The following is a 13181-nucleotide window of genomic DNA, read 5'->3' on the forward strand; positions in this document are numbered from 1 at the left end:
CTGTGAGCAGATTTGAGAACAAGGTCGGGATTGTCACCGGTGCCGGCGGCGGCATCGGCGCCGCCTACGCGGAGGCGCTGGCGCGGGAGGGCGCCGCGGTGGTGGTCGCCGACATCAATGTCGAGGGCGCCGAAAAGGTGGCCGCGGGCATCCGGGGCGAGGGCGGCACCGCGCTGGCGCTGCCCGTCGACGTCTCCGACCCGGTATCGGCCAAGGAGATGGCCGACCGCACGCTGGCCGAGTTCGGCGGCATCGACTACCTGGTAAACAACGCGGCGATCTTCGGTGGCATGAAGCTGGACTTCCTGGTCACGGTCGACCCCGAGTACTACAAGAAGTTCATGAGCGTCAACCTCGACGGGGCGCTGTGGTGCACGCGCGCGGTCTACAAGAAGATGGCCAAGCGCGGTGGTGGGGCGATTGTCAACCAGTCCTCGACCGCGGCGTGGCTGTACTCCAACTTCTACGGCCTGGCCAAGACCGGCATCAACGGCCTGACCCAGCAACTGTCGCGGGAGTTGGGCGGGCAGAACATCCGGATCAACGCCATTGCTCCGGGGCCGATCGACACCGAGGCCAACCGGACCACCACGCCGCAGGAGATCGTCGCCGACATCGTCAAGGGACTTCCGCTGTCGCGCATGGGAACTCCCGACGACCTGGTCGGCATGTGCCTGTTCCTGCTGTCGGACGAGGCGTCGTGGATCACCGGCCAGATCTTCAACGTCGACGGTGGGCAGATCATCCGATGACCGAGCCGAAGCTGGGGTACATCGGACTGGGCAACATGGGTGCGCCGATCGCCCGGCGGTTGGTGGACTGGCCCGGCGGCCTCGTGGTGTTCGATCTGCGCGCCGAGGCCATGGCACCGTTCGCCGAGGCGGGCGCGACGCCGGCCGACAGCGTGGCCGCGGTGGCCGACGCCGACATCATCAGCGTGACCGTCCTCAACGACGAGCAGGTCCGGGATGTGGTGAACGAACTCGCGGCCCGGGCCAAACCCGGCACCGTGATCGCCATTCACTCGACGATCAGCGACACCACCGCCGTCGAACTCGCCGCCGCGCACGCCGACCACGGCATTCATGTCATCGATGCACCCGTCAGCGGGGGCGCCGGAGCCGCGGAAAAGGGCGAGATGGCGACCATGGTCGGGGCCGACCGCGCGGTGTACGACAAGGTGAAGCCGGCTTTCAAGAAGTGGGCCTCGATGGTGATCCATGCCGGTGCGCCCGGCGCCGGCACCCGAATGAAGCTGGCGCGCAACATGCTGACGTTCACCGGCTATGCCGCGGCGTGCGAGGCCATGCGCCTTGCCGAGCAGGCCGGCCTGGACATCAACGCGCTGGGCCGGGTCGTCCGCCACACCGACGCGCTGACCGGCGGGCCGGGCGCCATCATGGTGCGCGAGGACATGTCGGATCTCCCGCCCGACCACTGGCTGTATGAGGCGTTCACCCACACCCGCGGGCTGGGGGAGAAGGATCTGAGTCTGGCGCTGGGGCTGGGCGCGGGCCTGGACGTCGAGCTGCCGCTCGCCGAGGTGGCGCTGAAGAATCTGGCCGCCGGCCTCGGCGTGCCGCATGCTGGGGCCAGCACAGAAGGAGTGAGTGACACATGAGTGCCGACGAATTGCGCCGCAAGGGCCTGGCGAAGATGAACGAGGTCTACGGCTGGGAGATGCCCGACATCAAGGGCGACCCCTACTTCGACCTGACCGTCGACCATCTGTTCGGCTCGGTGTGGACCCGGCCCGGCCTGTCGATGCGCGACAAACGGATCATGACGTTGACCGCGGTTACCGCGGCCGGACGCCAGGATTTGGCCGAGATCCAGGTCAATGCCGCGCTGCTGAACGAAGAACTCGACGAGGTCGCGCTCAAGGAAGCGGCGGTGTTCCTCACCCAGTACCTGGGCTTCCCGCTGGGCTCGGCGCTCAACGGCACGGTCGACAAGGTCATCGCCAAGCGCAAGAAGGCGGCCGCCAAGGGCGAGGGCGAGGACAAGCGGGCCAACGTCAACGCCGCGCTGAAGATGCACTCCGGCACGTCGCTGGACGATGTCGCCGACCAGGGCTGACCGAGCGTCTGCGCCCGCCGCGCCCAGCGCCCGATAAGGTGATGCGCTGTGCGCGTCCTCGTGATCGGTTCCGGTGCCCGTGAACATGCGCTGCTGCTCGCGCTCAAGCGTGATCCGCAGGTCACCGGCCTGGCGGTGGCTCCCGGCAACGCCGGCACCGCGCTGATCGCCGATCAGCACAACGTCGATGTCGGCTCGGCGGACGCCGTCGTGGCCCTGGCCCGTTCCATCGCCGCCGACCTGGTGGTCATCGGCCCCGAGGTGCCCCTGGTGCTCGGTGTCGCCGACGCCGTCCGGGCCGCCGGCATCGCGTGCTTCGGCCCCGGCAAGGACGCCGCCCGGATCGAGGGCTCCAAGGCCTTCGCCAAGGACGTCATGACCGCGGCGGGCGTACCCACGGCGATCAGCGAGATGGTCGACAATCCGGCCCATCTGGACGCCGCGTTGAACCGGTTCGGCCCGGCCGCCGGCCAGCAGGCCTGGGTGGTCAAGGACGACGGCCTGGCCGCCGGTAAGGGCGTGGTGGTCACCGCGGATCGGGACGCCGCACGCGCGCATGCGGCGAGCCTGCTCGACGATGGCCATCCCGTGCTGCTCGAGTCGTTCCTCGACGGCCCGGAGGTCTCGCTGTTCTGCGTGGTCGACGGTGAAACCGTGGTGCCGCTGCTGCCGGCGCAGGACTTCAAGCGCGTCGGCGACGGCGACACCGGACCGAACACCGGCGGCATGGGCGCCTATGCGCCGCTGCCCTGGCTGCCCGACGCGATCACCGATCAGATCGTCAACGACATCGTTAAACCCGTTGCGGCCGAGATGGTCCGGCGCGGCAGTTCCTTCTCGGGCCTGCTGTATGCGGGCCTGGCCATCACGTCGGCCGGGCCGTCGGTGGTGGAGTTCAACTGCCGCTTCGGGGACCCGGAGACCCAGTCGGTGCTGAGCCTGCTGGAATCCCCGCTGGGCCAGCTGCTCCATGCGGCGGCAACCGGATCGCTCGACGAGGTCGAACCGTTGCGGTGGCAGCCCGGAGCGGCCGTCACCGTCGTCATCGCGGCCGAGCACTACCCGGGACGCCCCCGGGTGGGCGACGTCATCACCGGCTCGGAGGCCGCGGGGGTGCTGCACGCCGGCACCGCGCGCCGCGACGACGGCGCCGTCGTGTCCTCCGGTGGGCGGGTGCTCGCGGTCGTCGGCACCGGTCTGGACCTGGCCGCGGCCCGCGCCGCGGCCTACACCACCGCTGGCGCGGTTCGATTGCCCGGCAGTCACTTTCGCTCGGATATCGCGCTACGCGCCGAGCGGGGCGAGATTTCCGTCTGAGCGGACTCGCCCCACCCGGAACGGCGTTCCACCCGCCTCTCGATAGCGGATGCGGTATGACTTACAGTTGGGACATCGATTGATGTGATCGGCGCCACTCGGGTCTAGGAGTCAACGTGGCTGCAAAGACTGCGGCGCGGTTCGCCGGCAAGCACGCGATTGTCACGGGAGCCGGTTCGGGGATCGGCGCCGCGCTGTGTCGGGCCCTGGTCGCCCGCGGAGCGCAGGTGCTGTGCACCGACGTGGACGGCGGGGCCGCCGAACGCACCGCCGCCGCACTGGGTGGGCCGGCCCGCTCGCGTCAGGTGGACGTCACCGACGCCGAAGCGGTGCAGGCCGCGGTCGCCGACGTCGTCGCGCGGGCGGGCCGTCTGGATCTGATGTTCAACAACGCCGGGATCACCTGGGCCGCCGACACCGAACTGCTCACGCTCGACCACTGGAACTCGATCATCGACGTCAACATCCGGGGCGTGGTGCACGGGGTCGCGGCGGCCTATCCGCAGATGGTGCAGCAGGGCGGCGGCTTCATCGTCAACACCGCCTCGATGGCCGGTCTGGCCGCGGCCGGTCAGATCACCAGCTACGTGATGACCAAGCACGCGGTGGTCGGGCTGTCGCTGGCACTGCGTTCCGAGGCCGCCGCACATCGGGTCGGGGTGCTGGCGATCTGCCCGGCCGCGGTGGAGACGCCGATCCTGGACAAGGGGCTGATCACCGGGATCAACGGCCGAGAGTTCTACCGAATGGGCCAGCGCAGCAAGGATTTCTACGATCCGGACCGATTGGCCCGCGACACGCTTCGGGCGGTCGAACGCAACCGCGCGGTGCTGGTCGCACCCCGCACTGCGTACGCGGGGTGGCTGTTGGCCCGCTTCGCGCCCGGACTCATGCAACGCATGTCGATTCGATTCGTCGCCCGGCAGCGGGCGACCCAAGACGCACAACGTAGTTCCGCGAACACAGAAGGGTGATCTCGATGACCGTGCCCATGGCGATACCGCGCTACCCCGACGATGTGACGGCGCAATGGTTGGCGGGTGTGCTGGGCGCCGACGACGGGACCCAGGTCGGTGACGTCAAAGTCAGCGCCATCGGGACCGGACAGACCGGCGCCACCTATCGGGTCGAGGTGGACTATGCGGCCAACCCGACCACCTTGCCCGAGACCTTCGTGATCAAGCTGCCCGCCACCGACGACGCCGTCCGGGACCGGGTGGTACTCGGTTACCGCAGCGAGTGTGCGTTCTACGCGTCCGTGGCCGACCGCGTGACCGTCCCGATCCCGCAGTGCTTCCACTGCGACATCTCCGAGGACGCGGCCGATTACGCGCTGCTGCTGACCGATCAGGCCCCCGCCGTGCAGGGTGATCAGATCGCCGGGTGCTCCACCGAGCAGGCCGTGCTGGCGGCCACCGCCATCGCGGGCCTGCACGGGCCGACCTGGACGCAGCAGGAGTGGCTGACCTTTCCCGGGCTGGCCATGACCATGCTCGACGACGCGTCCAAGAAGGGTCTCGGCGACGTCGCGGTGATGAGCGCCGACATCACGGTCGAGAAGTTGGGCGCCAAGCTCAGCGACGCCGACCGGGCCACCTTCCTGGAAGCCATGGCCCTGGTGACCCCGTGGCTGCAGAACGACTTCGGCCGGTTCAGCCTGATCCACGGCGACTACCGCCTCGACAATCTGCTGTTCCATCCCGACGGCGGCCAGGTCTGGGTGGTGGACTGGCAGACCCTCGGGGTCGGATTGCCGGCCCGAGACCTGGCCTACTTCGCCGGCACCAGCCTGGAACCGGCGGCGCGCGCCGAGGCCGAGCGGGAACTGGTGGCCGCCTACCATGCGGCGCTGTTGCAGCAGGGGGTCTCGGACTATGACCTCGAAACCTGTTGGCAAGACTACCGGTACGGGATGCTGCAGGTGCTGCTGATCTCGGCGCTGGGATTCGCGTTCGCGGTCGGCACCGATCGCGGCGACGACATGGTGGCCACCATGCTGCGCCGCGGTTGTGCGGCGATCCGGGACCTGGACACCGTCGCGCTGATCCGGCAGGCCGCGGGAATCTGACAGCGGGAGTCGGCGTGCAGCACTCATCTCCTCGCACCGCGATCATCGGTGCCGGCATCAGCGGGCTGACCGCGGGCAAGATGCTCAAGGACTACGGCATTCCGTACACGACGTTCGAAACCTCCGACCGGATCGGCGGGAACTGGGCGTTCGGCAACCCCAACGGGCACAGCAGCGCCTACCGGTCGCTGCACATCGACACCTCCAGGCATCGGCTGTCCTTCAAGGACTTCCCGATGCCGGAGCATTATCCGTCGTTTCCGCACCACTCGGAGATCAAGCAGTATCTCGACGACTACGCGGACGCGTTCGGTCTGTTGGATCACATCGAGTTCGGCAACGGCGTGGTGCACGCCCGGTTGGCCGACAACTGCTGGCAGATCGAGGATCAGGCCGGCGCGGTCCGGGAGTTCGATCTGCTGGTGGTCGGCAACGGTCATCACTGGGACGCCCGGCTGCCGGACTTTCCCGGCGAGTTCACCGGCGAATGGATCCACTCCCACCATTACATCGACCCGAACACGCCGCTGCAGTTGACGGGCAAGCGGATCCTGGTGGTCGGTATCGGCAACAGCGCCGCGGACATCACTGTCGAACTGTCCTCGAAGTCACTGCAGAACGAGGTCACGCTGTCCACCCGGTCCAGCGCGTGGATCGTGCCGAAATACCTTGCCGGACAGCCCGGTGACAAGTTCTTCCGGACCACGCCGTACCTGCCGTTGTCCTGGCAACGCAAGGCCGCGCAGTGGTTCGCCCCGCTGGTCGGTGCCGACCCCACCAAATACGGTCTGCCGCCGGCTAACCACAAGCTGTTCGAGGCCCACCCCACCCAGTCGGTGGAACTGCCGCTGCGCCTGGGATCCGGTGACGTCACCCCGAAACCCAATGTGCTCCGGCTCGACGGGCAACGGGTGCACTTCGAGGACGGCACCAGCGCCGAGTTCGACGCGATCATCTATGCCACCGGCTACAACATCACCTTCCCGTTCTTCGATCCCGAGTTCATCGGCGCGCCCGACAACCAGATCCGGCTCTACAAGCGGATGTTCAAGCCCGGCATCGAGAACCTGGTGTTCATCGGATTCGCCCAGGCCATCCCGACGCTGTTTCCATTCGTGGAGTGTCAGTCGCGGCTGCTGGCGGCCTATGCGGTGGGTCGATACGCGCTGCCGTCCGTCGCCGAGATGGAGCGGGTGATCGACACCGATCAACAGTTGCACGCGGGGCATTGTGTGGACCGCCCGCGGCACACCCAGCAGGTGGATTACTTCTACTACGAGCACGACATCCGCGCCCGGGAGCTGCCGGCCGGAATGAAGCGAGCGCAGGTGCGCCACACGGTCCAGAAGGCGATGCTGTGAGGTCACCCACCGAGATGTCCTTCGGCTCGGGCGGAATCACCTGTCGGGCCTGGCATTTCGCCGCCGGTGCCGACGGTGCCGACGGGGCGGCGCGGCGGCCGGTGGTGGTGATGGGACACGGGATCGGCGGCACCATGGACTCCGGGCTGCAGCCGTTCGCCGAGCGGTTCGCCGCGGCGGGCCTGGACGTGCTGACCTTCGATTACCGCGGCTTCGGGCAGTCGGATGGCACACCGCGCCAGACGGTGTCCATCGAGAACCAGGTCCAGGACTACCGGTCCGCGGTGGCACTGGCCCAAACCCTGCCGGAAGTCGCCCCCCGGCAGGTGGTGCTCTGGGGTGCCTCGCTGTCCGGTGGCCACGTGATCCGGGTCGGCGCCGAGGGCGCCGGCATCGCCGCGGTGATCGCGATGACGCCGATGACCGACGCGCTGGCCACGGCCCGCGCCGTCGGGCGCCAGTACCGCCCGGCCGCCCTGGCGCGCTCGGCGGCCTCGGGCGCGCTCAGTCGCGCGGCCGGCGGGTTGGGCCGCGACGCGATCATGATGCCGTTGGTGGCCCCGCCCGGGCAGCCGGGGGCGCTCACGCTGGACGGCGCCTACGAGAGCTATCTGGCGCTGGCCGGCCCGTCCTGGCGCAACGAGCTGGATTCCGCGGTGGGCATGGAACTGTCCAAGATCCGAATCAAGCGCTACGCCAAGCAATTACGCAGCCCGCTGCTGGTCCAGGTCGCCGACTTCGACCGGTACGTGCCCGCGGACGCGGTGCTCAAGACCGCGGTTCGCGGCCGCGCGCAGGTGCATCACTACCCGTGCGACCATTTCGACGTCTGGCCCGGCAACGCCTGGTTCGAGCAGGCGGTCACCGACCAGATCCGGTTCCTGCGGCGGGTGCTGCCGGGCCCCACTTCGAGTGAGAACTGACGCAGGCCGCTACTCGCACATTGTCCGCGTAGGTTCTGACTCGACGATTGCAGTCAGAACACCGTCGAGCCCAGGTCGACCGCGATCTGCGCCGCGGTGACATAGCGGGACTCGTCGCTGGCCAGCCAGCACACCGCGTCCGAGATGTCTTCGGGCTGGGCGATGTAGTCCGGCAGGAACGGCGTCACCATCTGCATCAGGCCTGGGTTCGTATCGTTGGCCCGCATCAGCGCGTTGAGCATGTCGCCGGTGCCCATCGGGGTGTTGACCGCGCCCGGATGCAGGCTGTTCACCCGGATCGAGTGCTTACCGAGTTCGGCGGCGAACGCGCGGGCCATCCCGGTCACGGCGTGCTTACTGGCGGTGTAGTGCACCATGAAGGGCTGCATCTTGATGCCGGCGGCGGAGCTCACCAAGATCACCGATCCGCCGCGGCCGCCGTCGATGATCGTCTGCGCGCCCGCCATCACCGCGTTCCAGGTGCCGGTGACGTTGGTGTCCATCACATCGCGGAAGGCCTCCGGGGTGATCTCGTTCCACGGCTTCGGGGAGGTGATGCCGGCGTTCGCGACGATCACGTCGAGCCGGCCGAACTCCGCGACGCCCTTGCCGACCGCGTCGCGCAGCGCATCAAGGTCGCGGGTGTCGGCGACGGCCGACACGATGCCGCGGCCGGTTTCCTCCACCAGACGCACCGTCTCGGCGAGGTCCTCCGGCGTGGCCGAGTCGTACGGAACGCTGGGCGGCAACGGCCCCGCCAGGTCGACGGCGATGATGTTGGCGCCCTCGTTCGCCAACCGCACGGCATGGGCGCGGCCCTGCCCGCGCGCTGCGCCGGTGATGAAAACGACCTTGTCGGTGAGCCGTCCGCTCATAGTGCTCCTTAAGTGATCAGTTTTGCCGCTGCGCGGCCTTGACTAAGCCGCCGCCGATGATCAGGCGTTGGATCTCGCTGGTTCCCTCGTACAGTCGCAGCAGCCGCACATCGCGGTAGATGCGTTCGACCGTCACGCCCCGCATGTAGCCGGCCCCGCCGTGCACCTGGACGGCCAAATCCGCCACCGTCCCGGCCATCTCGGTGCAGAACAGCTTCGCCACCGACGGTGCGATCCGGCGGTCCTCGTCGTCGACCCATTTGCGTGCGGCATCGCGCACCAGGGCCCGACCGGCCATCACCTGGGTCTGCTGGTCGGCGATCATCGCCTGCACCAGCTGGAAGTTGCCGATCGGGGTGCCGCCCTGCGTCGCGGTCGCGGCGTAGGCCACCGACTCGTCGAGCGCCCGTTGCGCGGCCCCGACGGCCAGGGCGGCGATGTGGACCCGGCCGCGGGCCAGCGAGGTCATCGCGGCCCGGTAACCGATGTCCTCGGCGCCACCGACCAGGGCCGCGTCGGGCACGCGGACGTCGTTGAACGTCACGTCCGAGGTCCAGGCGCCCTCTTGGCCCATCTTCGCGTCCTTGGCGCCGACCTCGACCCCGGCGGCATCCGCCGGGACCAGGAAGACGGCGATGCCGGCGCCCTGGTCGTCGGCCGGGCGGGTGCGGGCGAAGACCACGAACAGGTCGGCGTTGGGCGCGTTGGTGATGAACTGCTTCTGCCCCGAGATCACCCAGGCGGCGCCGTCCCGCACGGCCTTGGTGCGCAGCCCGGACGGGTTGGAGCCGGCGCCGGGTTCGGTCAACGCGAACGAGGCGACGACGTCTCCGGAGGCGATTCCCTCCAACCACCGCGTCTTCTGCTCGTCGGTGCCGAAGCCGACCAGCACCTGCCCGGCGATGCCGTTGTTGGTGCCGAACATCGACCGCAGCGCCAGCGACGTGTAGCCGAATTCCATTGCCAGTTCGACATCTTGGGCCAGGTTCAGCCCGAGCCCGCCCCACTCCTGCGGGATGGCGTAGCCGAACAGGCCCATCCGCTTGGTCTGCTCACGAATGTCGTCGGGCACCTTGTCCTCGGTGAGAATCTCCTGCTCACGCGGAACGACGGCGCTGCGCACGAACTGCCGGGTCTGGGCCAGGATCTGCTGGAAATCGTCGTCGCTGACGGCGGCGCTCATGGCGGGGCTCCTTGGGCAGGGAACGGGCGATCACGGGGACTCGCACGACTTCGCAGAATCATATATGCAATACGATGTTCGAAATATTGGCCCTCCCGGAGCCGGGAGCGGGACTTGAAGGAGCACAGGTGACACTGCTGGCGAATCAAACTGCGGTCGTGACGGGCGGTGCCCAGGGGCTGGGCCTGGCGATCGCCGAACTGTTCGTCGCCGAGGGCGCCAAGGTGGTGCTCGCCGACATCAACCTCGAGGCCACCGAGGAGGCCGCCCGCGGCCTGGGCGGACCCGACATCGCCACGGCCGTGCGCTGCGATGTGACCAGTTCCGCCGATGTCGACGCGCTGATCGCGGCCGCCGTGGCCTGGGGTGGCAGCCTGGACGTCATGGTCAACAACGCCGGCATCACCCGTGACGCCACCATGCGCAAGATGACCGAGGAGCAGTTCGACCAGGTCATCTCGGTGCACCTGAAGGGCACCTGGAACGGGCTGCGGTCCGCGGCCGCCGTGATGCGCGAGAACAAGCGCGGTGCCATCGTCAACATGTCCTCCATCTCCGGCAAGGTCGGCATGGTCGGTCAGACCAACTACTCCGCGGCCAAGGCCGGCATCGTCGGCATGACCAAGGCCGCCTCCAAGGAACTCGCCTACCTCGGGGTGCGCGTCAACGCGATTCAGCCCGGCCTGATCCGCTCGGCCATGACCGAGGCCATGCCGCAACGGATTTGGGACTCCAAGGTTGCCGAGGTGCCACTGGGCCGCGCCGGCGAACCCGCGGAGGTGGCCAAGGTCGCGTTGTTCCTGGCCTCGGATATGTCGTCGTACATGACCGGCACGGTCCTGGAGGTCACGGGCGGTCGGCACCTGTGATGCGTGCGGTTGTCCGCCGAGATCGACGAGATGCCGGAAGTTACTCGCACTTTCCGGCCCAAAGGGACGTTTGGGCGAACGGGGGGAGGGTGCTGTGATGCGTGAGGTTGTCATCTGTGAGCCGGTGCGCACGCCGATCGGCCGGTACAACGGCATGTTCAAGTCGCTGACCGCGGTGGATCTCGGGGTCGCCGCGCTGCAAGGGCTCCTGCAGCGCACCGGCATCGACCCGGTTGCGGTGCAGGACGTCATCCTCGGGCACTGCTATCCGAGCATGGAGGCGCCCGCGATCGGACGGGTGGTGGCGCTCGACGCCGGGCTGCCGGTCACGGTGCCCGGCATGCAGATCGACCGGCGGTGCGGGTCCGGGTTGCAGGCCGTCATCCAGGCCGCCCTGCAGGTGGGCAGCGGCAACAACGATCTGGTGATTGCCGGCGGTGCCGAATCGATGAGCAACGTGGTGTTCCACTCCACCGACATGCGCTGGGGCGGCGCCCGCGGCGGCATCAAGGTGCACGACGCGCTGGCGCGGGGACGCACCACCGCCGGCGGCAAGAACTACCCGGTGCCCGGCGGCATGGTGGAAACCGCAGAGAACCTGCGGCGCCAGTACTCGATCCCGCGCGCCGAGCAGGACGAACTGGCCGTCGCCTCGCACCAACGTGCGGTCGCCGCGCAGACCGCCGGCATCCTGGCCGAGGAGATCATCGCAGTGACGGTGTCGACCCGCGACGGCGATCAGCTGATCGACACCGACGAGCATCCGCGGCCCGACACCTCGATGGAGACCCTGGCCAAGCTCAAACCCATGTTGGTCAACCAGGATCCGGACGCCACCGTCACCGCGGGCAACGCCAGCGGCCAGAACGACGCGGCGTCGATGTGCGTGGTGACCACGCCTGAGCGGGCCGCCGAGTCGGGGCTGACGCCGTTGGTGCGGCTGGTGTCGTGGGGAGTGGCCGGGGTGGCACCCAACGTCATGGGTATCGGTCCGGTGCCGGCCACCGAGGTGGCGCTGGCCAATGCCGGGCTCACCCTCGCCGACATCGATCTGATCGAACTCAACGAGGCCTTCGCCGCGCAGGCCCTGGCCGTCATGCGGGAGTGGAAGTTCGCTCCCGCCGATCTGGAACGCACCAACGTGCACGGCTCGGGCATCTCGCTGGGCCACCCGGTGGGCGCCACCGGCGGGCGGATGCTGGCGACGCTGGCACGTGAGCTGAACCGGCGCGGGGCGCGCTACGGGCTGGAGACCATGTGCATCGGCGGCGGCCAGGGCTTGGCCGCAGTGTTCGAAAGGGTGACCCCGTGACCAGACTTGCCCAGACCCTCGGGTTGACCGAGTTTCAAACCGAGATCGTCACGACGGTACGGCAGTTCGTCGACAAGGAGATCATCCCGGCCGCTCAGGAGCTGGAGCACGCCGACACCTATCCGCAGGCCATCGTCGATCAGATGAGGACCATGGGGCTGTTCGGCCTGATGATTCCCGAAGAGTACGGCGGCCTCGGCGAGTCGCTGCTGACCTATGCGCTGTGCGTGGAGGAACTGGCCCGCGGCTGGATGAGCATCTCCGGCGTGATCAACACGCACTTCATCGTCGCCTACATGATTCGTCAGCACGGCACCGACGCCCAGAAGCAATACCACCTGACCAAGATGGCCACCGGGGAGTCCCGCGGGGCGTTCAGCATGTCGGAGCCGGAACTCGGCTCCGATGTCGCCGCGATCCGGACCCGCGCCCGCCGCGAGGCCGACGGCAACTACGTCATCGACGGCCAGAAGATGTGGCTGACCAACGGCGGCAGCTCCACCCTGGTGGCGACCCTGGTGCGCACCGATGAAGGCGCGGCCAAGCCACACCGCAACCTCACCGCGTTCCTCATCGAAAAGCCGTCTGGCTTCGGCGAAGTCGCACCCGGACTCACCATCCCGGGCAAGCTCGACAAGCTGGGCTACAAGGGCATCGACACCACCGAGATGATCTTCGACGGCTACCGGGCCAGTGCCGACGACGTCCTCGGCGCCAAGCCCGGGCAGGGCTTCGTTCAGATGATGGACGGGGTGGAGGTCGGCCGGGTCAACGTGTCCGCCCGCGCCTGCGGGGTCGGTATCCGCGCGTTCGAGCTCGCGGTGCGTTACGCCCAGCAGCGCAGCACCTTCGGCAAGCCGATCGCCGAACACCAGGCGATCGCGTTCCAGCTCGCCGAGATGGCCACCAAGGTCGAGGCCGCGCACCTGATGATGGTCAACGCGGCCCGGCTCAAGGACTCCGGGGAACGCAACGATGTGGCCGCCGGCATGGCCAAGTACCTGGCCAGCGAGTACTGCGCGGAGGTCACCCAGCAGAGTTTCCGGATTCACGGCGGCTACGGCTATTCCAAGGAGTACGAGATCGAGCGGTTGATGCGCGATGCGCCGTTCCTGCTCATCGGCGAGGGCACCAGCGAGATCCAGAAGCAGATCATCAGCAAGCGGCTGCTGGCCGAGTACCAGATCTGATCGC

13 protein-coding genes are annotated in these 13181 nt (G+C 68.4%); 11 read left to right on the forward strand and 2 right to left on the reverse strand.

Annotated elements, in window-relative coordinates:
- Positions 1-2 precede the first annotated feature (2 nt).
- From RCP80_RS02565 to RCP80_RS02600, 8 genes are all read left to right on the forward strand, one after another.
- The gene (locus RCP80_RS02565; RefSeq protein ID WP_308480856.1) at positions 3-752 is read left to right on the forward strand and encodes an SDR family oxidoreductase; all 750 of its coding nucleotides are present in this window, start codon (positions 3-5) and stop codon (positions 750-752) included.
- Entirely contained in the window at positions 749-1621 is an 873-nt protein-coding gene (locus RCP80_RS02570) for an NAD(P)-dependent oxidoreductase (RefSeq protein ID WP_308480857.1), read from the forward strand. Before RCP80_RS02565 ends, RCP80_RS02570 begins: the two co-directional genes overlap by 4 nt.
- Positions 1618-2079: a carboxymuconolactone decarboxylase family protein gene (locus tag RCP80_RS02575; RefSeq protein ID WP_308480858.1), complete on the forward strand. Its 462-nt coding sequence runs from the start codon at positions 1618-1620 to the stop codon at positions 2077-2079. The genes RCP80_RS02570 and RCP80_RS02575 overlap by 4 nt, the downstream gene beginning before the upstream one ends.
- 48 nt (positions 2080-2127) lie before the next feature.
- Positions 2128-3396, forward strand: a complete 1269-nt coding sequence (gene purD / locus RCP80_RS02580; protein ID WP_308480859.1) for a phosphoribosylamine--glycine ligase — start codon at positions 2128-2130, stop codon at positions 3394-3396.
- Between the two features lie 116 nt (positions 3397-3512).
- Complete coding sequence (locus tag RCP80_RS02585; protein WP_308480860.1) at positions 3513-4370, forward strand: SDR family NAD(P)-dependent oxidoreductase; 858 nt, start codon at positions 3513-3515, stop codon at positions 4368-4370.
- 5 nt (positions 4371-4375) lie between these two features.
- Complete coding sequence (locus tag RCP80_RS02590) at positions 4376-5464, forward strand: phosphotransferase family protein (protein ID WP_308480861.1); 1089 nt, start codon at positions 4376-4378, stop codon at positions 5462-5464.
- A gap of 14 nt (positions 5465-5478) precedes the next feature.
- Entirely contained in the window at positions 5479-6825 is a 1347-nt protein-coding gene (locus RCP80_RS02595) for a flavin-containing monooxygenase (protein ID WP_308480862.1), read from the forward strand.
- A 14-nt stretch (positions 6826-6839) separates the two neighbouring features.
- Positions 6840-7748: an alpha/beta hydrolase gene (locus tag RCP80_RS02600; RefSeq protein ID WP_308482672.1), complete on the forward strand. Its 909-nt coding sequence runs from the start codon at positions 6840-6842 to the stop codon at positions 7746-7748.
- A 53-nt stretch (positions 7749-7801) separates the two neighbouring features.
- Here RCP80_RS02600 and RCP80_RS02605 read toward each other — a convergent pair whose 3' ends face one another.
- Together RCP80_RS02605 and RCP80_RS02610 are read right to left on the reverse strand one after the other, a co-directional pair.
- Positions 7802-8623 (reverse strand): mycofactocin-coupled SDR family oxidoreductase, encoded by an 822-nt coding sequence (locus RCP80_RS02605; RefSeq protein ID WP_308480863.1) that lies wholly within the window; start codon positions 8621-8623, stop codon positions 7802-7804.
- Positions 8624-8639: 16 nt separating this feature from the next.
- The gene (locus RCP80_RS02610; RefSeq protein ID WP_308480864.1) at positions 8640-9806 is read right to left on the reverse strand and encodes an acyl-CoA dehydrogenase family protein; all 1167 of its coding nucleotides are present in this window, start codon (positions 9804-9806) and stop codon (positions 8640-8642) included.
- 74 nt (positions 9807-9880) lie between these two features.
- Between RCP80_RS02610 and fabG the strand changes: the two genes are divergently transcribed.
- The 3 genes from fabG (at position 9881) to RCP80_RS02625 (ending at position 13177) form a co-directional block, all read left to right on the forward strand.
- Entirely contained in the window at positions 9881-10675 is a 795-nt protein-coding gene (gene fabG, locus RCP80_RS02615; protein ID WP_308480865.1) for a 3-oxoacyl-ACP reductase FabG, read from the forward strand.
- Between the two features lie 97 nt (positions 10676-10772).
- Entirely contained in the window at positions 10773-11987 is a 1215-nt protein-coding gene (locus tag RCP80_RS02620) for an acetyl-CoA C-acetyltransferase (protein WP_308480866.1), read from the forward strand.
- Complete coding sequence (locus RCP80_RS02625; protein WP_308480867.1) at positions 11984-13177, forward strand: acyl-CoA dehydrogenase family protein; 1194 nt, start codon at positions 11984-11986, stop codon at positions 13175-13177. The genes RCP80_RS02620 and RCP80_RS02625 overlap by 4 nt, the downstream gene beginning before the upstream one ends.
- Positions 13178-13181: the final 4 nt, after the last annotated feature.

Source organism: Mycolicibacterium sp. MU0053 (genome assembly GCF_963378095.1).
GTDB lineage: Bacteria > Actinomycetota > Actinomycetes > Mycobacteriales > Mycobacteriaceae > Mycobacterium > Mycobacterium burgundiense.

Coding starts and splice junctions, on each gene's coding strand:
- RCP80_RS02590 (WP_308480861.1), top strand. CDS start 4,376: ATGACCGTGCCCATGGCGATACCGCGCTACCCCGACGATGTGACGGCG.
- RCP80_RS02575 (WP_308480858.1), top strand. CDS start 1,618: ATGAGTGCCGACGAATTGCGCCGCAAGGGCCTGGCGAAGATGAACGAG.
- RCP80_RS02600 (WP_308482672.1), top strand. CDS start 6,840: ATGTCCTTCGGCTCGGGCGGAATCACCTGTCGGGCCTGGCATTTCGCC.
- fabG (WP_308480865.1), top strand. CDS start 9,881: ATGTTCGAAATATTGGCCCTCCCGGAGCCGGGAGCGGGACTTGAAGGA.
- RCP80_RS02620 (WP_308480866.1), top strand. CDS start 10,773: ATGCGTGAGGTTGTCATCTGTGAGCCGGTGCGCACGCCGATCGGCCGG.
- RCP80_RS02570 (WP_308480857.1), top strand. CDS start 749: ATGACCGAGCCGAAGCTGGGGTACATCGGACTGGGCAACATGGGTGCG.
- RCP80_RS02605 (WP_308480863.1), bottom strand. CDS start 8,623: ATGAGCGGACGGCTCACCGACAAGGTCGTTTTCATCACCGGCGCAGCG.
- RCP80_RS02610 (WP_308480864.1), bottom strand. CDS start 9,806: ATGAGCGCCGCCGTCAGCGACGACGATTTCCAGCAGATCCTGGCCCAG.